Below are 21,778 nucleotides of genomic sequence, written 5' to 3'. Positions count from 1 at the left end.
ACATGCTGACTGGAACGCGTCCCCGCCCGGGAGAAACACCGCGACTCTCGGCCACACCCCGCAGTCGTCCCCCACGGGTCACCGGTCTGGTCCTCGGTGTGGTCCTCCTCCTCGCGGCGTGCGCGTTGTCGCTGGCCGTGGGCGCGGAGCACATTCCGCCGGGCGACGTGTGGTCCGGCCTGTTCTCGCCCTCGGACTCCCGGTTCGAGAACATCGTGAGAGAGCTGCGGCTGCCGCGGACCCTCATCGGGATCGCCGTCGGCGCGGCGCTCGGTCTGGCCGGCGGCGTGATGCAGGTCCTGACCCGCAACCCGCTCGCCGACCCGGGCCTGTTGGGCGTGAACGCGGGGTCGTCGGCCGCCGTCGTCACCGCGATCAGCGTGTTCGGCATCACGTCGTTCACCGGATACCTGTGGTTCGCGCTGCTCGGCGCGGCCGTCGCGGCCGTGCTCGTGAACGCGCTGGGCGGCACCCGCGCGGCGACCCCGGTCCGCCTCGCCCTCGCGGGCACCGCCGTCAACGCGGCCCTGTTCGGCTACGTGAACGGCCTGCAGCTGTGGGATCTGAGCACCCTCGACTCGATGCGCCACTGGTCCGTCGGCACGCTCGAGAAGCGCGACCCCGAACTCCTGCTCACCGCTCTGCCGTTGCTGATCGCCGGCGCCCTGCTGGCCTTTGCCCTGGCCCGGCCGCTCGGCGCCCTCTCGCTGGGCGAGGACCATGCCCGCGCGCTCGGCACCTCGGTGCGGCGCACCCGCGTGCTGTCCATCGTGGCCCTCACCCTGCTGTGCGGCAGCGCCACCGCCGTGTGCGGGCCGATCGGCTTCGTCGGCCTGATGGTCCCGCACGCGGTCCGCGCGTTCACCGGCCCCGACCCGCGCTGGATGCTCCCCTACTGCGCCCTGTTCGCACCCGCCCTGCTGCTCGTGGCCGACGTGATCGGCCGGATCGTGGTGCCGCCGTCCGAGATCCAGGCGGACATCGTCACCTCGTTCCTCGGTGGCCTGCTCTTCATTCATCTCGTCCGCCGGCGGAAGGTGGCCCAGCTGTGACGACCCTGGTGAAGGACGGACAGCGGCCGGTCCGCGCCGAGTGGCGCCGGGGCCGGCTGCGCGCGGGGCGCTGCTCGCTCCGCTTCGACCCGCGCACGGTGCTCGTCTGCCTCGCGCTGATCGCGGTCACGGCGTGCCTGGTGGTGCTCTCCGTCGGCACGGGCACCTACGAGCTGTCGCCCGCACAGGTCCTGCGGACGTTCGCCGGGAACGGGCCGCCCGGCGCCGAGTTCATCGTGCTGGACCTCCGGCTGCCGCGGGCCCTCGTGGCCGTCCTGGTCGGTTTCGCGACCGGGATGGCCGGCGCCGTCTTCCAGTCACTCACCCGCAATCCGCTGGGCAGCCCGGACATCATCGGGTTCGGCAACGGCGCGTCGGCGGGTGCGCTCGTCGCGATCATCTTCCTGAACGCGGGCGCGCCGCAGACCGCCCTCGGCGCGCTGCTCGGCGGTTTCGCCACGGCCGCGGCGGTCTATCTGCTGGCCTGGCGCCGCGGTGTGCACGGATACCGGCTCGTGCTCGTCGGCATCGGCGTGTCCGCGGTGCTCGGGGCCGCGACGAGCTTCCTCTACATCCGTGCCGACATCGGCAAGGCGGCGCAGGCGGCGAGCTGGATGATCGGCTCCCTCAACGACCGCGGCTGGAGCGAGGTGCGGACGGCCGCGCTCGGCCTGGTGGCCTGTGTTCCCGTCGTCCTGGTGTACGGGCGGCGGCTGACCATGCTGGAGATGGGCGACGACACGGCGGGCGCGCTCGGTGTGCCGCCCGAGCGCAGCCGCCTGATCCTGCTGTGCGCGGGCACCGGCCTGACCGCGATGGCGGTGGCCGCGGCCGGTCCGATCCCGTTCCTCGCGATGGCCTCGCCCCAGCTGGCCCGCCGCGTCACCCGGGCGGCGGGTCCGAACGTGCTGCCCTCCGCGTGGACGGGTGCCCTTCTGGTGACGGCCGCGGACCTGGTGACGCAGCGCGTGACCGGTTCGGCGCTGATGCCGGTGGGCGTGGTGACCGGGGTCGGCGGCGGCCTGTTCCTGGCGTGGCTGCTGTTGCGGGAGCGCAGGGCGCAGCATGTGTGACCGGAAGGTCCTGACCGGAGCCCGCTCGGCGCCCCGGCCGGGCGTACGGGCCGCCTGGTGCGAGGAGTTCGTCGCGCGTGCCGTACGCGACGGGTCGGCCGGCGTCCGACGGCCTGGCGGCCACCTTCGCCGGGGGCCGCGTGCCGGTGCCGTGACACAGGAGCGCGCCCCACGGCACGAGGCCGTGGGGCGCGTGGGCGACCGTCCGGTCACGGCGTCACGTCCGTGACCTTCCACCGTTGGTTCGCCCCGGAGTTGGGCTGATACGTGGTGACGGCAGCGCCGTCGTGCGTGGCCTGCCCGCCGACTTCGAGGAGCTTGCCGGTCCCTGCGTTGACGAGGGTGTACGTGCCGTCGCCGGTCGACGACAGGATCCATCGGGCCGCCGCGTCACGCCGTCCGGTGTTCGGCTCGACGACCGGTACGTCGTCGCGTACGGCGAGCCGCTTGCCGCTCGCCGCGCCGGCGAACACGTACTGCTTCCGGTTGTCCGCGCTCCGGCCGCTGATCTGCCGCAGCGTCCACCGCTGCCCGGCGCCGGACGCCCCGGCCCTGATGACGAGCCCGCCGCCGTCGTCGGCGACCGTGAGGTCCTTGCCGCTCTGCACGCCGGTCAGCTCGTACGTGTGCCCCTTCCGCAGCGTCGCCGCGTCCTTCGCGACGCCGGACACCCCGTCGACCACGAACGAGGTCACCGACTGCGCCGGCACCGTGAACGTGGCCTTCTTGCCGCGGACCGGGACGGCCGCGTGCCGCTGGAGCTTGCCGTCGGCGCTGGTCACGACCGGGGTGACGGTGGCGCCGTGGCGGATCTTCGCGAACGTGGACAGGTCCAGCGTGACCGTACGGGCGTCGGTCGTGCGGTTGACGTGGACGACCGTCGCCCCCTTGCCGTTCTCCGGGACGGCCGCGGCGCTGCTGGTGTCGTCGACCTTGACCAGGCTGTCGCCCGGCCGGATGTAGTGCGTGAAGTTGCGGGCGGTGTCGAACTTGGTGTTGGTCCGGACCGGGCAGGACGCGAGGGTGTCCTTCGCGGTGCAGCTGAAGGGGAGCTGGATCTCGCCCCAGTTGCCGCCCTTCGCTGACTCGCCGCCCGGCTTCATGTTGTCGTGGTCCTCGACGGGCTGCCAGAAGACCCAGGCGGTGGGCTCCAGTTCGCGCAGGTCGTCGACCATCTGCTGGGCGAGCCCGAGGCCCGGCCGCATGTCGGTGAAGGACTGCCCGTCGCCCCAGTCGCCCTCGACCTCGCTCATCCACAGCGGCTTGCCGGCCGCCTTGGCGAGATCACGGACCGTGGTGCGGCCGCCGGTGCCGTACGTGTGGACGTTCATCTGCCCGACGAGGCCCTTCACGTCGGCCGGGTAGCTGTTCCAGTTCGTCGCGAAGATGCCCGGGTTGGTCTCGTCCATCGCGGCGATCTCCGCCCCGGTCCCGGCCTTCTTCAGGGCGGGCGCGAGGGCCTTGATGACCTTCTGCTGGAGCTCGGGACCTATGTGCGCGCCTTCCTGCCGGCCGCCGGTCGGCTCGCCGTCGGCACCCAACTGCGTGCCCCAGTAGCCGGTGTTGGGCTCGTTGAACGGATCGACGGTGTCGACCTTGATGCCCTCCGCCTTCTCCAGTCGCTCGGTGACTGCGGCGACGTACGCCGCGAAGTCGTCGACCGATCCGGTCTTGAGCTGGTCCTTGTTCGCGTCGAGGTTTCCGGAGACGTAGCCGCTCTCCGTCATGAAGTACGGCGGGGAGTTGCTGAACGTCTCCCAGTGATCGATGTCGTCCTTGATGCGGTTCACCCACCAGCGCTGGGTGGCGTCGGCGTCCGGGTTCCAGTCCGCCGGGTCGTCGGCGTCCCACCAGTCGGTGTCCTGGCGCGTGGTGCCCGCGGGCGCCTGCCACCAGCCCTCGACCGCACCGCCCGCCCTCAAGTAGTCCCGTACATCAGGGGCGTTGCCGCCACCGATGTTGTAGCGGGCGATGTTGAGGGCGAGCCCGTCGTCGCCGAAGAGCAGGTCGGCGAGCTTCTCCCGGATCTCCTTCGGGTAGCCGCCGGTGACGTTCGCGAACCAGACGAGGCTGGTGCCCCAGCCCTCGAACCGCTGCTGCCGGTACGAGGGATCGGGGGTGACCGTGACGGCCGCGGGCGCCGCGGTCACCGGCGGCGCGGTGGCCAGGGCGGCCCCGGAGACCAGGGCGGCGGTGCCGACGAGGCCGAGGAAACGTCTTGTGCGGGTACGGCGTGCCAACGTGCTCTCCCCACTCATGGCTACGGGCGGAAGGTTGGTGCGGCGGTGGTGGTGCGGCTCAGCGGGCGGGCTGCCGGAGCACGGCGACTTCGCGCGGCGGCAGGACCAGCGCGTCGCCCGGCTCCGGGCCGACGAGCACGTCACCGGTGATCCCGGGCAGCTCCACCGGCTCGTCGCTCCGGTTGACCAGGAAGAGGTAGCGGCTCTCGCCGTCGCGGCGTACCGCCGTCTCGACCGATCCCCGTGCCTCCGCCGGGAGTTCACTGCTCACTCCGGCCGGTGCGAGCAGGCCGGGCAGCAGCGCGGCGAGGCCGTCGGCACCGAGGCGCGTGGAGACGTAGGCGGCCGAGCCCCGGCCCGTGCGGCGGCGGGTGACCGCCGGCCGGGAGGCGTAGGCACCGGTCCGGTAACCGGCCAGCACCTCGACGTCCGTGCCGGTGACGGAGATCCGGTCGGTCCACAGGCTGCCGGTGGTGCCGTTGTCCAGGTCGACGGTGTCGCCGTCGAGCAGCGGCCCGAACTCCTCGATCCGGATGCCGAGCACGTCGCGCAGGGCGCCCGGGTAGCCGCCGAGCCAGACGTGGTCGTTCTCGTCGACGATCGCGGAGAAGTACGTGGTGACGAGGTGGCCGCCGCCCTCGACGTACCGGGTGAGCTCCTTGGCGAGCGGCTGCGGCACCACGTGCAGCACGGGCGCGATCACGACGTCGTACGCGGACAGGTCGGTGCGGTGCGCCGGGACGACGTCGGCGCGGATGCCGAGACGGTGCAGCGCCGAGTACCAGTCGAGGGCCTCACGGTGGTAGTCGAGGCGCGAGCTGGGGTGGGAGTCCTGCTCGCTGGTCCACCACGAGTCCCAGTCGAAGAGGATCGCCACCCGGGCGGGCTCGCGCTCGCTGCCCGCGACCGGGGCGAGCGCGTCGAGGGTGCGGCCCAGCTCGACCACGGAGCGGAAGAGTTCGCTGTCGGCGCCGGCGTGCGGCACCATCGCCGAGTGGTACTTCTCGGCGCCCGCCACCGACTGGCGCCACTGGAAGAAGCAGACGGCGTCGGCGCCGTGCGCCACGTGCAGCAGCGAGTCCCGGGCGAGCTCGCCGGGCAGCTTGGGTACGTTGACGGGCTGCCAGTTCACCGCGCTGGTGGAGTGCTCCATCAGGAACCAGGGGCGATGGCCGGCGATGCCGCTGCTGAGGTTGGCGGAGAAGGACAGCTCGTCGCGGTCCTGCGGGCCGGGGATGACGTAGTGGTCGTTGGCGACGAAGTCGACCTCGCCCGCCCAGTCCGCGTAGTCCATGCCCTTGGTGCCGCCCATCACCATGAAGTTGGTGGTGACGGGCGTGTCCGGAGTGAGTTCGCGCAGGATCGCGCGCTCGGCGAGGAGATGGTCCTTGAGCGCGTCCGACGAGAAGCGCTTGAAGTCGAGCTGCTGGGTGGGGTTCGGGTGCGAGGCGGCGAGCCGTGGCGGCAGGAGCTGCTCCCAGTCGCTGTAGCGCTGGGACCAGAACGCCGTCCCCCAGGCGGTGTTGAGGGCGTCGAGCGTGGTGTAGCGGCGGCGCAGCCAGGCCCGGAAGGCGCGGGCCGCGTCGTCGGAGTGGTCATAGACGTTGTGGCAGCCCAGTTCGTTGTTGACGTGCCAGGCGACCAGCGCCGGATGGTCGGCGTAGCGGGACGCGATCTTGCGGACGAGGTTCAGCGCGTGCGCGCGGAAGACGGGCGAGGTGGGCCGCCAGTGCTGGCGGGCGCCGGGCCACAGCGTCTCTCCGCTCGCGGTGACCGGCAGGATCTCCGGGTGCGCGGCGGTCAGCCACGGGGGCGGCGACGCGGTGGCCGTCGCCAGGTCGACGCCGATGCCGCCCGCGTGCAGCAGGTCCATGATCTCGTCGAGCCAGCCGAAGTCCCAGGTGTCGGCGGCGGGTTGGATCCGGGCCCAGGAGAAGATGGCGAGGGAGACGACGTTCACCCCGGCCTCGCGCATGAGCCGGATGTCGTCCGCCCACACCTCCCGTGACCACTGCTCGGGGTTGTAGTCGGCGCCGTAGCCGAGGCGCCGGGTGCCGTCCGAGCCCTTCGCGTACGGGAAACGGGAGGTGAGGGGGGCGGTCATGCAGGTCCTTTCGGAAGAGCGGGACGGAGGGAGGGCTACTTCTCGACCGTGAAGCCCTGTTCGTTGCCGTACTTGACGGAGGCGTCCTGCCACGCCGTGAGACCGGCGGTCAGCTTGGTCGAGGAGACGTACGCCTTGCCGACGGTGTCGTTGAAGATCGAGTTGGCGTAGACCTGGTAGGGCAGGTACTTCCAGTCGGCGGGTACGTTCTTCGCGGACTCGGCGAAGATCTTGTTGGCCTTCTGGCCGCCGAAGTACGGGAACGCGGTGTCCTGGAACTCCTGCGAGTCGAGGTCCTTCGTCGTGGCCGGGAACGCGCCGTTCTTGATGCGGGTCTGCACGCCCGCGCCGGAGTTGGCGTACTCGACGAACGCGTAGGCGAGCTCCTTGTTCTTGCCGAGCTCGGGCAGGGCGAGCGAGCTGCCGCCGTTCTCGGAGCTGGCGGTCGCGCCCTGCTCCCACTGCGGCAGCGGGGCCACGCGCCAGTCGCCCGCCGCGTCCTTCACTCCGGAGGCGAAGTTGGCGGGCATCCAGGCGCCGATGGGCAGCGTGGCGATGGTGCCGTCGCCGAGGCCCTTGTACCAGTCGTCGCTCCAGCCGACGACCGGCGAGACGAGCTTCTCGTCGATCAGCTTCTGCCAGGTGTCGGTGTACTTCTTCGCGCCCGCGTCGGTGAAGTCGATGCCGACCTTGGTGCCGTCGACCTTGTACGGGTGCGAACCGGCCTGCCACAGCAGGCTGGTGGTCATGCCCGCGTCGCCGACGTCGCTGGTGATGTACGCCTTCGGGTCGGCCTTGTGGAGCTTGCGGGCGGCCTCGACGTACTCGTCCCAGGTCGTCGGAACGGCGATCTTGTACTTGTCGAAGACCTTCTTGTTGTAGAAGAGCGCCATCGGGCCGGAGTCCATGGGCAGGCCGTAGACGCCGTCGCCGGACTTCACCGAGTTCCACGGCCCCGGCGAGTACGAGTCCGCCAGCTTCTCGGCGCCGTAGGGCTTGAGGTCGGTGATCTGCTTCGTCAGGGCGTACTGGCCGAGCGCGTAGTACTCGATCTGCGCGACGTCCGGGACGCCCTTCTTCGCCGAGATCGCGTTCGAAAGGGCCTTGTACTGGTCGTTGTTGGTGCCCGCGTTGACCAGCTTGATGTCGACCTTCGGGTACTTCTTCTCGAAGTCGGCGACGACCTGCTTCAAGGTGGGCTCCCACGCCCACACGGTGACGGTGCCGCCCTTCTTCAGTGCCGACCGGATGTCGGCCGCGCCGATCTGCTTGTCACCGGAGTCGTCGTCGGAGCCGCCGCAGGCGGTGGCCCCGAGGGCGAGGGCGCAGACGAGACCTATGCCGCGCAGGAGGCGGCGGGAGTGCTGGGGCATGGGCATGCTTCCACTTCGTCGTGGTCCTACAGAGGGTTCCCGAAAGAGAAAGAGGGGGGTGAACTGCGGTGCTGTGCCTACTCCTTGACGCTTCCGGCGGAGAGCCCGGACTGCCAGTACTTCTGGAGCAGCAGGAAGGCGGCGATCAGCGGCACGATGGTGAGCAGCGAGCCGGTGAGCACCAGCTGGGGGATGGCCTCGCCGCCGGCCGTCTGCGCCTGTTTGTTCCAGGAGTCGAGGCCGAGCGTGAGCGGGTACCAGTCGGGGTCCTTCAGCATGATGAGCGGCAGGAAGTAGTTGTTCCAGGTCGCGACCGTGGTGAAGAGCAGGACGGTGACGGTGCCGGGCGCGAGCAGCGGCAGGGCGACCTGGAAGAAGGTGCGCAGCTCGCTCGCGCCGTCGATGCGGGCGGCCTCCATCAGCTCGGCGGGGATCGCCTCGGTGGCGAACACCCACATCAGGTACAGGCCGAACGGCGAGATCAGCGACGGGACGATGACGGCCCACGGGGTGTCGGTGAGCCCCATCTTGCTGAACATCAGGAACGTGGGGACGGCGAGCGCCGTGCCCGGCACCGCGACCGCTCCGATGACGACGGCGAACACGGCGCGCTTGCCGGGGAAGGCGAACTTGGCCAGCGCGTAGCCGCCGAGGACCGCGAGGAAGGTGGCCCCGCCCGCGCCCACGACGACGTACAGCAGGGTGTTGAGGAGCCAGCGGGCGAAGACGCCGTCCTGGTAGGTGAAGGTCTCGGTGATGTTGTGCCAGAGGTCGAAGTCCCCGTCGAACCAGAGGCCGAACGAACGGGCCAGCCCCTGTTGGGACTTGGTGGCGCTGATCAGGAGCCAGACCAGCGGCAGCAGACTGTAGACGAGCACGACGCCGGTGAGCACGGTCAGCGGGACGCTGCGCCGGGGGCGCCCGGGTATGTGACGCCGCACGGTGCGCAGACGCGGGGCGGCGGCCTTGAGCGGTGCCGTCGACCGCACGGGGGTGGTGGTGGTCATCGCGCTCACGCTCCCTTGCGCATGCCGCGCAGCTGGACGACGTAGGCGACGATCATCGTGATGACGCCCATGACGATGGCGACGGTCGCGGAGTAGTTCTGCTGCTGGCCCGCGAAGGACAGCGAGTACGTGTAGAAGTTCGGCGTGTAGTCCGTGGTGATCGCGTTCGGCGCGAGCTTCTGGAGGATCGCGGGCTCGTTGAAGAGCTGGAAGCTGCCGATGATCGAGAAGATCGTGGCGATGACGAGGGCGCCGCGGATCGCCGGGAGCTTGATGGCCGTGATGACGCGCCACTGTCCGGCGCCGTCGATCTCGGCCGCCTCGTACAGCGAGTGGGGTACGACGCGCAGCGCGGCGAAGAAGATCAGCATGTTGTAGCCGACGAACTCCCAGGTCACGATGTTGCCGATGGAGGCGAGGACCAGGTCGGCGGAGAGCGGGTCGGGCAGCTTCGCGCCGAACGCGTCGTTCAGGTCACCGACCAGGCCGTAGCGGGTGCCGTACATGAAGCCCCACATGAGGGTGGCGACGACGGCGGGGACGGCGTACGGGAGGAAGACGGTGATCCGGAAGAAGTCCTTGCCGTAGAGGCGTCCGCTGTCGATCGCGAGGGCGACGAGCAGGGCGATGCCCAGCATGACCGGAACCTGGATCACCAGGAACAGGCCGACGCGGGAGACCCCCTCCCAGAACTGGCTGTCCTGCAGGGCCTGTTGGTAGTTGTCCAGGCCCACGAAGGTGGTGCCGCCGATGAGCTGGGTCCGGAAGAGGCTCAGGTAGACCGAGTACGCGAGCGGCGCCAGGAAGACCAGGGCGAAGACGAGCGCGAAGGGGCCGATGAACCCCCATCCCGTCCACGAGCGGCGCGCCGTGCGCACCGGTGGCCCGGCCGGTCGTGGCCTTGCGGCGGCCGGCGGTTGAAGCGTCGTCATCTCGCGTCCCTCGCTCGTACGTGCCTCGCGGATGGTCCCCGGATGTTTGCGTAAACATCACGGCACGCAAGCGGCCGACGGCTGTTATGTTTACGTAAACATTCGGTGGCGGCATGTCTACACTGCACCGCAGAGGGCGGTCAAGGGTCGCCCCGTGAACGAACGACTCGACGGGTGAGGCCAACGGTGGGAGCAACGGACAGCGCCCCGGCGCACGGCAGGGCCGATGCCCGGCGCCGCACACAGAACGCGTCGATGGCCGACGTCGCCCGGGTCGCGGGCGTCTCGTCCCAGACGGTCTCCCGCGTCTCGAACGGCTTTCCCGGCGTCAACGAGGAGACGCGCGAGCGCGTCCTCGGCGCGATGAAGGAGCTCGGTTACCGCCCCAACAGCGCGGCGCGGGCGCTGAAGCGGGGCGACTTCCGCACCATCGGCGTGATCACGTTCACGCTCTCCACGACGGGCAACATGCGCACCCTGGAGGCCATCGCGACCTCGGCCGCGCAGGAGGGCTACGCGGTCACGCTCCTGCCGGTCGCGGTGCCCACGCAGGACGAGGTGCGCGGCGCGTTCTCCCGGCTCGGCGAACTGGCGGTGGACGCCGTCATCGTCATCATGGAGGTCCATCTGCTCGACTCGGCGAGCCTCACGCTGCCGCCGCACGTGAAGGTCGTGGTCGCGGACTCGGACGCCGGCGACCGCTACGCGGTGGTGGACACGGACCAGGCGGGCGGCACGCGCGACGCGGTGCGCCACCTCCTCGACCTGGGCCACCGGACGGTCTGGCACCTGGCGGGCCCCTCCGAGTCGTACGCGGCCCAGCGCCGAACGGACGCCTGGCGCACGGCACTTGAAGCCGCGGGCCGCGCGGTCCCGCCCCTGGTGCGCGGCGACTGGTCGGCCGAGTCGGGCTACCGCGCCGGCCTGCGCCTGGCCGAACAGGCCGACTGCACCGCGGTGTTCGCGGCCAACGACCAGATGGCCCTCGGCCTGCTGCGCGCCCTCGACGAGCGCGGCCGCAGGGTCCCCGAGGACGTCTCGGTCATCGGCTTCGACGACATCCCCGACTCGGGTTCCTTCCTGCCCCCGCTGACCACGGTCCACCAGGACTTCGCCGAGGTCGGCCGCCGCTGCGTGGAGAGCGCGCTGCGCCAGGTGCGGGAGAGCGAGGCGGAGCGGGGGACGACGTTGGTGCCGACGCGGTTGGTGGTGCGGGACAGTACGGGGCGGGCGCCGACGGGGTGAGGCCCGCGGCACCCCGCGGGCAGCGCCGCGTCAGGCGGCGGGGCGGTGCAGCTCCACCTTGGCGGCGCGGACGAACCGGACCTCCGCGTCGGCGAAGCCCTCCGCCGCTGTCACATATCCCTGGCCGAAGGTCGGCGGCAGCGGCGAGTGACCGGCAAGCAGCGCGTCGAACTCCTCGTCCTCGAACGCCCCGGCCAGGCACGCTTCCCGGGCCGCCACGCAGGACCGGCGGGCCCGGTTCCGTTCCGCCGCGCCCGGCTCCGTGTCACTCGCCTCGGCACCCGTCGCGCCCTGGCGCCGGTGCAGGGCGCGCAGTTCGAGCAGTGCCTCGATGAGCTGTTCCGCCGCCGCGCCGACGGCCCGCGCCGGATCGTCGTCGAGCCGGACGAGCTTGCCCCAGGCCCGGGCGTAGACGGCTTCGTCCCACAGGTGCCGCGCCATCTCCTGAGCCGCGTCGACCATCCCCGCGGCGGGTGCGGCCACCTCGTCGGGGCCTTCCAGCTCGATGATCGTCTGGGCGGCCCGGAGCGCGGCACGCGCCTCGTCCGCGGCGGACTTCTCCGCCGCGGCCCGGCCCGGAGGGAGCTCCTCCGCACTGTCCGCAGCGAACCGCCGGCCCCCTTCCAGCAAGCGATGGGCGGCAAGGAGGAACGAGGCGTAGGCCTCGCGTCGGGTCCCCCGGTGCCACTGTTCCTGAGCGGCCCTCGCCTCGGCGCGGACGGCGTCCACCGCCGCACGATAGGCGGCCTGCGCCTGCGCCATCCCCGCGTCGGCGGTCGCCTCGGCCGTGCGCAGTGCGGCCTTCAACTGCCAGCGCCCGACGAGGACGGCGGTCGGGATGCCGATCAGCGCCACGCCGGCCGCGGCCAGCGCACCTATCCCCTCAAGATCCATGCCGTACATGGTGCCCGACCCGATCGCCGCCGGGCGTGCCCCCGATCACCCCTGGGCGCCGACACCGAGCCCGTCCAGCACCACGGCCCCCGGCAGCTCGGCCAGCGCCTTGCCCGGGACGATCAGCTTGCCGCGGCGGGTGCCGCTGCCGATGAGGACGTGCGGGAGGTCGACGACGGCCGCGTCCACCAGGACCGGCCAGTCGGCCGGCAGGCCGATCGGGGTGATGCCGCCGTACTCCATGCCGGTCTCGCCGGTGGCGGTGTCCATCGAGGCGAACGAGGCCTTGCGGGAGCCGAGTTGGCGGCGCACGGCGCCGTTGACGTCGACCTTGGTGGCGGAGAGCACCAGGCACGCGGCGAGAGTGGTCTCGCTGCCGCGCTTGCCCGCGACGACCACGCAGTTCGCCGAACTGGCGAGCAGCTCGGGCCCGTAGTGCTCGACGAAGGTGGCGGTGTCGGCCCACTCGGGGTCGGTGTCGACGTGGATCAGATCCTGCGCGGGGACCGTGCCGCTCCAGTGCCGGACGGCGTCGGCGACGGGGCGGGTGAGCAGGTCGAGGGCCTCCGGGGCCGGGCGGACGACGTCGAAGGTGCCGATGGGTGCGCGCATGACGGCACGCTAACAGCCGCCGTGCGCACGGGTTCCGGGCGTCTCAGCGTTCGAACGGCACCGACACCGCCATGACCAGTCGGGCCGCGACGGCACCGTCGTTGCGGTACTCGTGCGGCACGTCGGCCTCGAACGTGACGCTCGCGCCCTCGGGCACGAGATGCGGGACGCCGTCCACGACGAGGGTCAGCTCCCCCTCGGTGACGTGGAGCAGTTCGACGGTGCCCTGCGGGTGCGGGTCGGACGGGCTGCCGTCCCCGGGCTGCAACAGCCAGTCCCACATCTCCAGCGGCCCTGGCGCCTCGGTCCCGGCCAGCAGCCGGTGGTAGCTGCCCGCCTCCGTGGACCACAGGCGCACGGCCTGCTCAGCGGGCACGATCCGGACCTTGGGCCCCTGCTCGTAGTCGAGCAGCGTGGTGATGCTGACGCCGAGCGCGTCACCGATCTTCACGACCGTGCCGATGCTCGGGTTCGTGCGGGCCTGCTCGATCTGGATGAGCATGCCGCGGCTGACACCGGCCCGTCCGGCGAGCGCGTCCAGGGTGAAGCCGCGCTCGGCACGCCAGTGCTTGACGTTGCGGGCGAGCGACTGGGTCAGCAGGTCGAGGTCCGACACATTCCGTCCAATATTTTGGATGACATAGTCTAATTCACTGAACTACGGTGTGGTGCACCAGAACGTTCACCAAACTGTACTGCGAGGTCCGGCATGACAGCACTCTTCGCCCTGGCCACCAGCCTCCTGTGGGGCCTGGCCGACTTCGGCGGCGGGCTGCTGACCCGACGCCTCCCGGCGCTCACCGTCGTGGTGGTCTCGCAGTGCCTCGCCGTGACCGTGCTCGGCGCGATCGTGGCCGCGACCGGCGCGTGGAGCGAGGCCGGGCCGCAGCTCTGGTTCGCCGTGGGGGCGGGCCTGGTCGGGCCCGTCGCCATGCTCGCCTTCTACAAGGCGCTCGCCCTCGGCCCGATGGGCGTCGTCTCGCCGCTCGGCTCGCTCGGTGTGGCCGTGCCGGTCGGCGTCGGACTCGTCCTCGGCGAACGGCCGGGGCTGCTGCAGTTCGCGGGCATCCTGGTCGCCGTCGCGGGGGTCGTCCTCGCGGGGGGCCCTCAGCTGAAGGGCGCGCCGGTGCAGCGTCAGGCGGTGCTGCTCACGCTGCTGGCGGCGTTCGGCTTCGGCGCGGTGATGTCCCTGATCGCGGAGGCGTCGACCACGCTGACCGGCCTGTTCCTCGCACTGTTCGTGCAGCGCGTGACGAATGTGGTGGCGGGCGGCGCGGCGCTGCTCGTCTCCGCGAAGCGCGGGGGCCGGGTGCTGCCGCGGGAGGGGGGTGCCCAGCTGGTCGTCAGGTCCCTGCCCGCCCTGGCCTTCGTCGGCCTCGCGGACGTGGCCGCCAACGGCACGTACTCCCTGGCCGCCCAGCACGGACCGGTGACGGTGGCGGCGGTGCTGGCGTCCTTGTACCCCGTCGTCACGGCCCTGGCCGCGCGCGGAGTCCTCAGCGAGAGGCTGCGCGGGGTGCAGGCCGCGGGGGCGGGGCTCGCCCTGGTCGGGACCGTCCTGCTGGCGACGGGCTGAGCCGGCGGCCCGCGTCAGATCCGGTAGCGGCGCAGCGCCGGTACCGCGAGGGCCAGGCCCACCATGGCGACGACGACGAGGATTCCCCCGCCGGCGACCGCCGTGCGGGCGCCGAACGCCGAGCCCGCCGAACCGTGCAGGACGTCGGCGAGACGGGGGCCGCCCGCGACGACGACCGTGAAGACGCCCTGCATGCGGCCGCGCATCTCGTCGGTGGCGGCGGACAGCAGGATCGCGCCGCGGAAGACCATGGAGACCATGTCGGCGATCCCGGCCAGGGCCAGGAAGACCACCGCGAGCCACAGATTGCCGCTCAGCCCGAACCCGGTGATGGTCGCGCCCCAGGCGACGACCGCGCCGATCACCATCCAGCCGTGCCGGCGGGCCCGGGAGAACGTGCCGGAGAACAGTCCGCCGACCACCGCCCCGATGGGGATCGCCGCGAACAGCAGCCCGAGGGCGAGCCCTTCGCCGTACGGCGCGTAGGTCTCGGCGGCGAGCTGCGGGAACAGGGCGCGGGGCATGCCGAGGACCATGGCGATGATGTCGGCGAGGAACGAGAGCAGCAGCACCTTGTGCGCCGAGATGTAGCGGAACCCGGCCGCGATCTCGCGCACGCCCGCCCGCCGCTTCGTCGCGGAGTCGAGGGGCGGCAGCGAGGGCAGCCGGTAGACCGCCCACACCGTGACGCAGAGCGCGAGGGCGTCGATGAGGTAGAGCTCGGGCAGGCCGATGACGGGTATCAGGACACCGGCCAGGAGCGGGCCGACGACCTGGCCCGTCTGCATGACGGTCGAGCCGAGCGCGTTGGCTGCGGCCAGCTCGCCCGCGGGGACGAGACGGGCGATGGAGGCGTTGCGCGCCGGGGCGTTGAGGCCCCAGAACGCCTGCTGCATCGCGAGCAGGACCATCAGGGCGGCCACCGAGTCGAGTCCGGCGACGGCCTGGATCCAGAACAGCACCGAGGTCACGGCGATGCCGCAGTTGGTGATCAGGAGCAGCTTGCGGCGGTCCATGCTGTCGGCGACCGCGCCGCCCCACAGGGCGAACACGACGAGCGGCAGCAGCCCCGCCATGCTCGCGGCGCCGACCCACGCCGAGGACCCGGTGATGTCGTAGATCTGCTTGGGCACCGCGACGGCGGTGAGCTGACTGCCCACGGCCGTGACGATGGTCGACGACCACAGGCGGCGGTAGGCGGGGATGCGCAGGGGGCGGGTGTCCATGGCCCAGCGCTTCCAACCGCGCCGCTGCGGCCGTGCCGCCTCTGCCGCGGCCGCGTCCTGCGGGTCGGTGCCGGTACTGCTCTCGCTGGTGTCCACGGTCTTCCTGGTTGCTCGCTACATCTATCGAGTGCAGGGTTCACTATCGCAGCACCGCCCAGGGCCGCGGAACGCGCACTCCTCAGGTTCCGGCGAGCAGCGTGATCCCCATCGCGATCATCGTGGCGGCGACCAGACCGTCGAGCACCCGCCAGGCGGCCGGCCTGCCGAGGAAGCGGCTCAGCAGCCGGGCGCCGAACCCCAGTGCGGCGAACCAGCACAGGCTGGCGAGCACCGCGCCGAGCCCGAAGGTCCAGCGCATCGACCCGTGGCCCGCGGCGACGGAGCCCAGCAGGAACACGGTGTCGAGGTAGACGTGCGGATTGAGCCAGGTCATCGCGAGGCAGGTCAGCACCGCGCGCCGGCGCGAACCCGCCGCCTCGCCCTCCGCGCGCAGCGAGCCGGCCGGGCGGACGACCCGGCGGGCGGCGAGGACGCCGTAGCCGATCAGGAACGCGCCGCCGATCCAGCCGATCGCCGTGAGCGCCCCCGGCCACGCGACCACCACGGCCCCGACGCCGCCGACGCCCAGCGCGATCAGTACGGCATCGGACAGGGCGCAGATCCCGACCACGGCGAGGACCGCGTCGCGGCGGACCCCCTGGCGCAGGACGAACGCGTTCTGGGCTCCGATGGCGACGATGAGCGAGAGGCCGGTACCGAATCCCGCGGCAGCGGCGGCGAGTGAAGCAGTCATGTCCTCGACGCTACGGAGTGGATCACAGCGCGTACAGCTAAGGATTTTTACGTAGCATTAGCGCTCGTGATGATTCCGGAACTCCCGCTCGACCAGGTCAGGACCCTGCTCACGGTGGTGGACGAGGGGACGTTCGACGCGGCCGCCGCCGCGCTGCATCTGACGCCGTCGGCGGTCAGCCAGCGGGTGAAGGCCCTGGAGCAGCGCACGGGCCGGGTCCTGCTGGTGCGCACCAAACCGGTGCGGCCGACGGAGTCGGGCGAGGTCGTCGTCCGGTTCGCCCGCCAGCTGGCCCGGCTGGAGCGGGACGCGTACGCCGAGTTGGGCCTGAGCGCCGAGGAGGGACCGACCCGGGTGTCGGTCGCGGTGAACGCGGACTCGCTGGCGACCTGGTTCCTCGGCGCGCTCACCCGGGTGCCGCGGACCCCGGGGGTCCGCTTCGAGCTGCACCGCGAGGACGAGTCCCGCACGGCGATGCTGCTCAGGGAAGGGCTGGTGATGGCGGCGGTGACGTCGTCGCCCGAGCCGGTGGCGGGCTGTTCCGTACGCGCCCTGGGGCGGCTGCGCTACATCGCCGCGGCCCACCCGGACTTCGTGGCCCGGCATCTCGACGGGCCGCTGCGGGACACGCTCCCGCACGCCCCGGTGATCACGTTCGACCGCAGCGACGGTCACCAGGACGCGTTCGTGCGCGGCCTGCTCGGCGGCCGGGGCGCGGCGAGCGCGGTGCGGCACGCCGTTCCGACGTCGGAGGGGTTCGTCGAGTCCGTCGCGCTCGGCCTCGGCTGGGGCATGGTGCCCGAGGTGCAGGCGGGCCCGCTGCTGCGCGAGGGCCGCCTCGTGCCCGTCGCCCCGGACCGCCCCGTCGACGTCCCGCTGTACTGGCAGCAGTGGAAGCTGGACTCCCCCGCGCTGGCCGCGGTCGCGGCGGCGGTGGCCTCGGCCGCGGCCGAGGCGCTGCGCTCCTAGCTCGTCTCGTCCAACTCGGCGAGCGCCAGCAGTTGTTCGGGGGTGACGTCGGTCGGGATGGGCTGCGGGGCGGGGGTGCGCAGCGGTGGCTGCCAGCCCGCCTCCGGGTCCCAGGTCCGCACGATCCGGGCCGGCGCCCCGGCCACCACCGCGTGGTCCGGCACCTCGCCGCGCACCACGGCCCCGGCCGCGACGACGACGTTCCGTCCGATCCTGGCCCCCGGCAGGATCACGGCGCCGGTGCCGATCCAGCAGCCGGGCCCGATCTCGACCGGCTCCATCCGGGGCCACTGCCGGCCGATGGGCTCGTGCGGATCGTCGTAGGAGTGGTTCGTGGACGTGATGTAGACGTACGGCCCCATGTACACGTCGCTCCCGACGGTCACGGTCGTGTCGGCGATGACATGGCTGCCGCGCCCGATGACGACGCCGTCGCCGACGGTCAGGATGGGCTCGGGTCCCAGGTCGAGGTCCGGCATCATCCCGGCGGTCAGGGTGACCTGTTCGCCGATGATGCAGTGGGCGCCGAGCCGGATCCACGGCTCCCCGAACACGGTCCCCTGCGGGAACGCGAGCTTCGTACCGTGGCCGATCGCGCCGAACCGGTGCCCGCCCGGCTGCTCGGCGGTGACCGCGCCCGTGCGCTGCACCCAGCGCCAGCCCGCCTGCACGACGCGATGGGCGAGGCCGCCCCTGGCGGACCGTCCGTCCGGCGAGAACACGTTCCACTTCATCGGCACGGCGCCACGTTACTCACCCGTACCGTCCGCCCCCACCTCGACGGCCTGTGATCTTCACCCCACAGGTACGGTTCGCTCAGGCGCGACGCACGCACGAGACGTAGGGAGCGGCACCCCATGGGAAGCACTGGCCACGAGGCACTCGTCACCGGTATCGGCGGCAAGGACCCCAAGGTGGACGCGGAGGCGTTCACGGCGCCGAGGTCCGTGGTGATCGGTGACGTGACGCTGCACGCGGGCGCGAGCGTCTGGTACGGGGCCGTGCTGCGCGCGGAGTTCGAGCCGATCGTGCTCGGCGCCGACAGCAACATCCAGGACAACTGCACCGTGCACGTCGACCCCGGCTTCCCGGTGACGGTCGGCGAGCGGGTCTCGGTCGGCCACAACGCGGTGCTGCACGGCTGCACCGTGGAGGACGACTGCCTGATCGGCATGGGCGCCACGGTCCTCAACGGCGCGGTGATCGGCGCGGGTTCCCTGGTCGCCGCCCAGGCGCTGGTCCCGCAGGGCATGGTGGTCCCGCCGGGCTCGCTGGTGGCGGGCGTCCCCGCCAAGGTCAGGCGGGAACTGACCGCCGAGGAGCGCGAGGGCGTCACCCTCAACGGCACGGTGTACGTGGAACTGGCGAGGACCCACCGCGCGGCCCACGAGTAGGAGCCGCGCTCGCGGGGTGTCCGGCGGCGTCAGTCGCCGGCCACCGCCGGCTCCGGCTCGGCGGCGTGCTCGGCCGCGACCTTCGCCGCCCGCCGCTTCACGATCAGCATCGACGCGAGCCCGAACAGCACGGCCACGCCGAGGCCCACGTACGAGAACCGCTTCAGCCAGTCCTCGGCGACGACACCCAGGTAGTAGATGACGGCGGTCGTCCCGCCGGCCCACACGATGCCGCCCAGCAGGTTCGCCGTCAGGAACTTCCAGTACGGCATGTGCAGCACACCGGCGAGCGGGCCCGCGAAGATGCGCAGCAGCGCGATGAAACGGCCGATGAAGACGGCCCACATGCCCCACTTCTCGAAGGACCGCTCGGCCGTGGCGATGTGGGCGGGCCCGAAGTGCTTGGGGAACTTGCGTCCCAGCTTGGCGAGGAGCGGGCGGCCGCCCTTGCGTCCGATCGCGTACCCGATGGAGTCGCCGATGACGGCGCCGGCGGTGGCGCAGACCCCGAGCACGACCGGGTTGACGTCCCCGTGCTGGGAGGACAGCAGCGCGGCCGAGACGAGCACGATCTCCCCGGGCAGCGGAATGCCCAGGCTCTCGAGACCGATGACCCCGGCCACCAGGGCGTAGATGGCGACCGCCGGAATCGTGTCGAGCCATTCCTGGACGTGCAACGCCGTCGCCTCCGTACCCGTGTCGTCCCTGTGCCGCGCGTGCGCTCCCCCACTGGCCGCGCACGCCGCGCAGCCTACCTGCTCCCTATGACGCGACCGAGCCCCGCGCGGTGCATCGGCGAGCGCGGTGAATGACGGAAAAGCCCCGCCGCGGGTGCGGCGGGGCTTCCATGAGGCTCAATCGGCTGCCCGCGGGGCGGGCGGATGGTCACTGCTGGGGCGGAGGCTCCTGCCCCCGGTCACCACCGCCGAGCTGATCCTTCAGTTTCTGCTGGGCCGTGTCGACCTGGCCGCTGTACTTGCCCTGGGTCTTGTCGTCGACGAAGTCGCCGGCCTTGTCGATGCCCTGACCGGCCTTGTCCTCGTGGCCTTTGAGCATCTGCTTGAGCTTGTCCATCACGGACATGGTCGGCCTCCTCAGTTCGAGCCGTTGCCTCCAGCATGGGCGCCCGTCGGAGTTGCTGCATCCGCAGAAACTCGTAGGGCGGTACGTGAGGAGGCCGGGACCCGGCCGGGCAGGCGCGTCAGCTGTTGGGGCGCAGGGTCCAGACGACGGTCATCTCGCCGGTCACGGCTGTCGACCTGCGCCGCTCGTCTTGCGGCTTCTCGATAGAACTGTGACCAGGCAATACCGGTAGCTACGAGTTGAGACGAGGCGAGACGGAAGAGTACATCCAGGTACCCCTAGGCGCACCCTGGACGCCTGGCACTCCCTGGAACCTCCCTGAATGAGCGCCGCACAAAGGGGTGCTGAACTGCTAGTTCCGGAGAATCAAGCATCCCAAGCACCCACGAGTCCAGGCTCGTATTCGCGCCCCTCCCGGGCCGCGGCTTCGCGCCTCATCTCCTCCATTGCGAAGAGGCAGTCCACGCAGGCGCGGACGTCATGGACGTCCTCGCCGTCGATACGCAGCTGCTTCACGACGGTGGTCGACTGCTCGCCTTTGGCGGGATGGCGGAAGCAGACCCCGGGCGACCACTCGTAGAGGGAGAGGATCTGCTGGCGGTCCATATCTGCTCCTGGCCGGGTGCGAGGTTGATCCGATTGTTCCTTACTGTGCACAACGAGGCGCAGGTCAGCGGGGTGGTTCACACTTTCGAGTGAACACGCGTTCGATTCATTCACACTACCCCTAGCCCCAAGGGATCTCCCTAGGGGCTGTGTAGAGATCTTCACGATGGGCTCACTCCGGGGTCACGGGAGCAAGATCAAAAAATGCCTCAGATTTGCTGCTGACCTGAGAGCATGATCGATAAAGCGTTGCTCGGGTGCCAGCAGAACAGCCGCCGTGGATCCTCGACGCCCGCCGGGCCGTCGGCGACCGCATCCGCGTGCGCCGCCTGGAGCTGAGCCTGACCCAGGAATCCCTGGCCCACAACGCCGAACTGGACCGGAGCACCATCCAGAGGATGGAAGCCGGCCACGAGATGAAACTCAGCCACCTGCTGCATGTCGCCCATGCACTGCGCGTTCACGTCTCCGACCTCCTCCACTGAGTGCAACGGCCGCCGCGCCGGGGGGTGTCGCGCGACGGCCGAGTTTGAATGGTGTTCAGCATCTAAGTGCATATATCTGCGCAGTGGAAGCCTGCACCGTGCATGAGTCTTCGCATTCCATTCACGCCCCGTGCGAAGAAATCACTGCTGGTCAGGCTCGGGCCCACGGTCTGCGTTTCCCGGATAGCTGCTGCGTTCTGCGCGCCACGCACGTTCGAGATCTCGACCCTCCGGGCAGGTCTCGCGGCGGCCGCAGGCGGGGCAGGACTGTATGTGCGCGAGATGGCGGCGATAGCTGGGCAGCAGCGGCACGTTGGCGTTCACGGCCCGGCCCGCCGGGACGTCGTGGCAGCGCCGAGGAGGTAGGCGATGCGCTGGGCGCAGGCCTCCTCGCGGCCGCGGTCGCCGATCTCGTAGTCGAACCCGGTGTAGTAGCGGCCTCGCTTGAGGACGATTTCCTCGGCCAGGAGACTACTGATCGGGTTGGTGACCTGGAGTCGCTTCTCCGGGTCGCAGGGAGCGACGGTGAGGCCGTGTTTCTCCAGCTGTTCGACTAGGTTTTGCAGGTCGGTGTCCACGTGAAGACGATCTCAGCGGGCGACGGGGGTACGGGATATGACATCCAGTGACATGGAGTTGATCACGCGGTCGGTGGCCATCACCGGCACCCGCAACATCGGGCATCGGTCGCCCGCCGAGTACGCCGACCTGTTCGACTCCTACCTGGGCCCGTTCTCCGACCGGCACTTCTATATCGGCGGCGCGAAGGGCATCGACTCTCTGTCCCTGCTGTGGCTGGCCGGGAACACGCGGGCCGACATCACCATCGTCGTGCCCGGCCGTGTCGAGCAGCAGCCGGCCGAGGCCCGTCAGGCGATCGCGCGCAGCGAGACCCGCATCCGGCAGGTCGTCGAGCTGAAGGCCGTCGAACTGCGAACGCCAGCGTTTCACGAGCGGAACCGGTACATGGTCGACCGCTCGTCGCTGGTGATCGGCTTCCCGCATCACGACGAGCCGGAGTCGGGCACCTGGCAGACCATCAACTACTGCGCGGGGCTGGGGAAACCTCGCCTGATCGTCCCCATCTAGACCCGATTTGCGCAACGATGGTTGC

The 21,778-nt window shown here is 71.1% G+C and carries 23 protein-coding genes; 8 read left to right on the top strand and 15 right to left on the bottom strand.

Annotated elements, in window-relative coordinates; genetic code table 11:
• Positions 1-2: 2 nt before the first annotated feature.
• Together ACQUQD_RS35420 and ACQUQD_RS35415 are read left to right on the top strand one after the other, a co-directional pair.
• A complete protein-coding gene (locus tag ACQUQD_RS35420) occupies positions 3-1,052 on the top strand; it encodes a FecCD family ABC transporter permease (RefSeq protein ID WP_428956281.1) in 1,050 nt (349 codons plus the stop codon).
• The gene (locus ACQUQD_RS35415) at positions 1,049-2,125 is read left to right on the top strand and encodes a FecCD family ABC transporter permease (protein WP_428956280.1); all 1,077 of its coding nucleotides are present in this window, start codon (positions 1,049-1,051) and stop codon (positions 2,123-2,125) included. The genes ACQUQD_RS35420 and ACQUQD_RS35415 overlap by 4 nt, the downstream gene beginning before the upstream one ends.
• Before the next feature lie 209 nt (positions 2,126-2,334).
• On the opposite strand, the gene ACQUQD_RS35410 is transcribed toward ACQUQD_RS35415, so the two are convergent.
• From ACQUQD_RS35410 to ACQUQD_RS35390, 5 genes are all read right to left on the bottom strand, one after another.
• The gene (locus tag ACQUQD_RS35410; protein WP_428956279.1) at positions 2,335-4,365 is read right to left on the bottom strand and encodes an RICIN domain-containing protein; all 2,031 of its coding nucleotides are present in this window, start codon (positions 4,363-4,365) and stop codon (positions 2,335-2,337) included.
• A 58-nt stretch (positions 4,366-4,423) separates the two neighbouring features.
• The gene (locus ACQUQD_RS35405) at positions 4,424-6,469 is read right to left on the bottom strand and encodes a beta-galactosidase (protein WP_428956278.1); all 2,046 of its coding nucleotides are present in this window, start codon (positions 6,467-6,469) and stop codon (positions 4,424-4,426) included.
• Positions 6,470-6,504: 35 nt separating this feature from the next.
• Positions 6,505-7,842 carry an ABC transporter substrate-binding protein gene (locus ACQUQD_RS35400; protein WP_428956277.1) on the bottom strand — a complete coding sequence of 446 codons (1,338 nt, stop codon included), beginning with the start codon at positions 7,840-7,842 and terminating at the stop codon, positions 6,505-6,507.
• A gap of 77 nt (positions 7,843-7,919) precedes the next feature.
• Complete coding sequence (locus ACQUQD_RS35395; RefSeq protein WP_428956276.1) at positions 7,920-8,849, bottom strand: carbohydrate ABC transporter permease; 930 nt, start codon at positions 8,847-8,849, stop codon at positions 7,920-7,922.
• A 5-nt stretch (positions 8,850-8,854) separates the two neighbouring features.
• Positions 8,855-9,781, bottom strand: a complete 927-nt coding sequence (locus ACQUQD_RS35390) for a carbohydrate ABC transporter permease (RefSeq protein ID WP_428956275.1) — start codon at positions 9,779-9,781, stop codon at positions 8,855-8,857.
• Between the two features lie 255 nt (positions 9,782-10,036).
• On the opposite strand from ACQUQD_RS35390, the gene ACQUQD_RS35385 reads away from it, so the two are divergent.
• Positions 10,037-11,026, top strand: a complete 990-nt coding sequence (locus ACQUQD_RS35385) for a LacI family DNA-binding transcriptional regulator (RefSeq protein ID WP_428956274.1) — start codon at positions 10,037-10,039, stop codon at positions 11,024-11,026.
• A 30-nt stretch (positions 11,027-11,056) separates the two neighbouring features.
• On the opposite strand, the gene ACQUQD_RS35380 is transcribed toward ACQUQD_RS35385, so the two are convergent.
• Genes ACQUQD_RS35380 through ACQUQD_RS35370 form a run of 3 tightly spaced genes read right to left on the bottom strand, consistent with a single transcriptional unit; the run spans position 11,057 to position 13,148 of the window.
• Positions 11,057-11,920 carry a hypothetical protein gene (locus ACQUQD_RS35380; protein WP_428956273.1) on the bottom strand — a complete coding sequence of 288 codons (864 nt, stop codon included), beginning with the start codon at positions 11,918-11,920 and terminating at the stop codon, positions 11,057-11,059.
• Positions 11,921-11,965: 45 nt separating this feature from the next.
• Positions 11,966-12,532: a YbaK/EbsC family protein gene (locus ACQUQD_RS35375; RefSeq protein ID WP_428956272.1), complete on the bottom strand. Its 567-nt coding sequence runs from the start codon at positions 12,530-12,532 to the stop codon at positions 11,966-11,968.
• 43 nt (positions 12,533-12,575) lie between these two features.
• Entirely contained in the window at positions 12,576-13,148 is a 573-nt protein-coding gene (locus tag ACQUQD_RS35370) for a helix-turn-helix domain-containing protein (protein ID WP_428956271.1), read from the bottom strand.
• 93 nt (positions 13,149-13,241) lie between these two features.
• On the opposite strand from ACQUQD_RS35370, the gene ACQUQD_RS35365 reads away from it, so the two are divergent.
• The gene (locus ACQUQD_RS35365; protein ID WP_428956270.1) at positions 13,242-14,108 is read left to right on the top strand and encodes an EamA family transporter; all 867 of its coding nucleotides are present in this window, start codon (positions 13,242-13,244) and stop codon (positions 14,106-14,108) included.
• A 14-nt stretch (positions 14,109-14,122) separates the two neighbouring features.
• Here ACQUQD_RS35365 and ACQUQD_RS35360 read toward each other — a convergent pair whose 3' ends face one another.
• Positions 14,123-15,430: an MFS transporter gene (locus ACQUQD_RS35360; protein ID WP_428956269.1), complete on the bottom strand. Its 1,308-nt coding sequence runs from the start codon at positions 15,428-15,430 to the stop codon at positions 14,123-14,125.
• 82 nt (positions 15,431-15,512) lie between these two features.
• On the bottom strand, positions 15,513-16,127 hold the full coding sequence (locus tag ACQUQD_RS35355; RefSeq protein WP_428956268.1) for a LysE/ArgO family amino acid transporter: 615 nt from the start codon (positions 16,125-16,127) through the stop codon (positions 15,513-15,515).
• A gap of 69 nt (positions 16,128-16,196) precedes the next feature.
• Here ACQUQD_RS35355 and ACQUQD_RS35350 point away from each other — a divergent pair, with 69 nt between their 5' ends.
• Entirely contained in the window at positions 16,197-17,096 is a 900-nt protein-coding gene (locus ACQUQD_RS35350; RefSeq protein WP_428957729.1) for a LysR family transcriptional regulator ArgP, read from the top strand.
• On the opposite strand, the gene ACQUQD_RS35345 is transcribed toward ACQUQD_RS35350, so the two are convergent.
• A complete protein-coding gene (locus ACQUQD_RS35345) occupies positions 17,093-17,830 on the bottom strand; it encodes an acyltransferase (protein ID WP_428957728.1) in 738 nt (245 codons plus the stop codon). The two genes, ACQUQD_RS35350 and ACQUQD_RS35345, sit on opposite strands and share 4 nt — an antisense overlap.
• Positions 17,831-17,953: 123 nt before the next feature.
• Between ACQUQD_RS35345 and ACQUQD_RS35340 the strand changes: the two genes are divergently transcribed.
• Positions 17,954-18,490, top strand: a complete 537-nt coding sequence (locus tag ACQUQD_RS35340) for a gamma carbonic anhydrase family protein (protein ID WP_428956267.1) — start codon at positions 17,954-17,956, stop codon at positions 18,488-18,490.
• A gap of 29 nt (positions 18,491-18,519) precedes the next feature.
• Here ACQUQD_RS35340 and ACQUQD_RS35335 read toward each other — a convergent pair whose 3' ends face one another.
• The 3 genes from ACQUQD_RS35335 to ACQUQD_RS35325 all read right to left on the bottom strand — a co-directional run bounded on the left by ACQUQD_RS35335 (position 18,520) and on the right by ACQUQD_RS35325 (position 20,179).
• Entirely contained in the window at positions 18,520-19,167 is a 648-nt protein-coding gene (locus tag ACQUQD_RS35335; RefSeq protein WP_428956266.1) for a DedA family protein, read from the bottom strand.
• A 208-nt stretch (positions 19,168-19,375) separates the two neighbouring features.
• Positions 19,376-19,573: an antitoxin gene (locus tag ACQUQD_RS35330; RefSeq protein WP_428956265.1), complete on the bottom strand. Its 198-nt coding sequence runs from the start codon at positions 19,571-19,573 to the stop codon at positions 19,376-19,378.
• Positions 19,574-19,939: 366 nt separating this feature from the next.
• Positions 19,940-20,179, bottom strand: coding sequence for a hypothetical protein (locus tag ACQUQD_RS35325; protein ID WP_428956264.1), 240 nt, complete (start codon positions 20,177-20,179; stop codon positions 19,940-19,942).
• A 257-nt stretch (positions 20,180-20,436) separates the two neighbouring features.
• On the opposite strand from ACQUQD_RS35325, the gene ACQUQD_RS35320 reads away from it, so the two are divergent.
• Positions 20,437-20,664 carry a helix-turn-helix domain-containing protein gene (locus ACQUQD_RS35320; protein ID WP_428956263.1) on the top strand — a complete coding sequence of 76 codons (228 nt, stop codon included), beginning with the start codon at positions 20,437-20,439 and terminating at the stop codon, positions 20,662-20,664.
• A 320-nt stretch (positions 20,665-20,984) separates the two neighbouring features.
• Here the strand turns inward: ACQUQD_RS35320 and ACQUQD_RS35315 are convergent, their stop codons facing one another.
• Positions 20,985-21,242, bottom strand: coding sequence for a hypothetical protein (locus tag ACQUQD_RS35315; protein ID WP_428956262.1), 258 nt, complete (start codon positions 21,240-21,242; stop codon positions 20,985-20,987).
• Between the two features lie 37 nt (positions 21,243-21,279).
• Between ACQUQD_RS35315 and ACQUQD_RS35310 the strand changes: the two genes are divergently transcribed.
• Positions 21,280-21,753: a hypothetical protein gene (locus ACQUQD_RS35310; protein ID WP_428956261.1), complete on the top strand. Its 474-nt coding sequence runs from the start codon at positions 21,280-21,282 to the stop codon at positions 21,751-21,753.
• Positions 21,754-21,778: the final 25 nt, after the last annotated feature.

Source organism: Streptomyces sp. cg35 (genome assembly GCF_050410835.1).
In the GTDB taxonomy this organism is placed as follows: domain Bacteria; phylum Actinomycetota; class Actinomycetes; order Streptomycetales; family Streptomycetaceae; genus Streptomyces.
This window is presented reverse-complemented; position numbering and strand designations above follow the sequence as displayed.

Coding starts and splice junctions, on each gene's coding strand:
- ACQUQD_RS35355 (WP_428956268.1), bottom strand. CDS start 16,127: ATGACTGCTTCACTCGCCGCCGCTGCCGCGGGATTCGGTACCGGCCTC.
- ACQUQD_RS35390 (WP_428956275.1), bottom strand. CDS start 9,781: ATGACGACGCTTCAACCGCCGGCCGCCGCAAGGCCACGACCGGCCGGG.
- ACQUQD_RS35310 (WP_428956261.1), top strand. CDS start 21,280: ATGACATCCAGTGACATGGAGTTGATCACGCGGTCGGTGGCCATCACC.
- ACQUQD_RS35375 (WP_428956272.1), bottom strand. CDS start 12,532: ATGCGCGCACCCATCGGCACCTTCGACGTCGTCCGCCCGGCCCCGGAG.
- ACQUQD_RS35395 (WP_428956276.1), bottom strand. CDS start 8,849: ATGACCACCACCACCCCCGTGCGGTCGACGGCACCGCTCAAGGCCGCC.
- ACQUQD_RS35420 (WP_428956281.1), top strand. CDS start 3: ATGCTGACTGGAACGCGTCCCCGCCCGGGAGAAACACCGCGACTCTCG.
- ACQUQD_RS35340 (WP_428956267.1), top strand. CDS start 17,954: ATGGGAAGCACTGGCCACGAGGCACTCGTCACCGGTATCGGCGGCAAG.
- ACQUQD_RS35385 (WP_428956274.1), top strand. CDS start 10,037: ATGGCCGACGTCGCCCGGGTCGCGGGCGTCTCGTCCCAGACGGTCTCC.
- ACQUQD_RS35400 (WP_428956277.1), bottom strand. CDS start 7,842: ATGCCCCAGCACTCCCGCCGCCTCCTGCGCGGCATAGGTCTCGTCTGC.
- ACQUQD_RS35365 (WP_428956270.1), top strand. CDS start 13,242: ATGACAGCACTCTTCGCCCTGGCCACCAGCCTCCTGTGGGGCCTGGCC.
- ACQUQD_RS35380 (WP_428956273.1), bottom strand. CDS start 11,920: ATGGATCTTGAGGGGATAGGTGCGCTGGCCGCGGCCGGCGTGGCGCTG.
- ACQUQD_RS35330 (WP_428956265.1), bottom strand. CDS start 19,573: ATGTCCGTGATGGACAAGCTCAAGCAGATGCTCAAAGGCCACGAGGAC.
- ACQUQD_RS35325 (WP_428956264.1), bottom strand. CDS start 20,179: ATGGACCGCCAGCAGATCCTCTCCCTCTACGAGTGGTCGCCCGGGGTC.
- ACQUQD_RS35405 (WP_428956278.1), bottom strand. CDS start 6,469: ATGACCGCCCCCCTCACCTCCCGTTTCCCGTACGCGAAGGGCTCGGAC.
- ACQUQD_RS35345 (WP_428957728.1), bottom strand. CDS start 17,830: ATGAAGTGGAACGTGTTCTCGCCGGACGGACGGTCCGCCAGGGGCGGC.
- ACQUQD_RS35350 (WP_428957729.1), top strand. CDS start 16,197: ATGATTCCGGAACTCCCGCTCGACCAGGTCAGGACCCTGCTCACGGTG.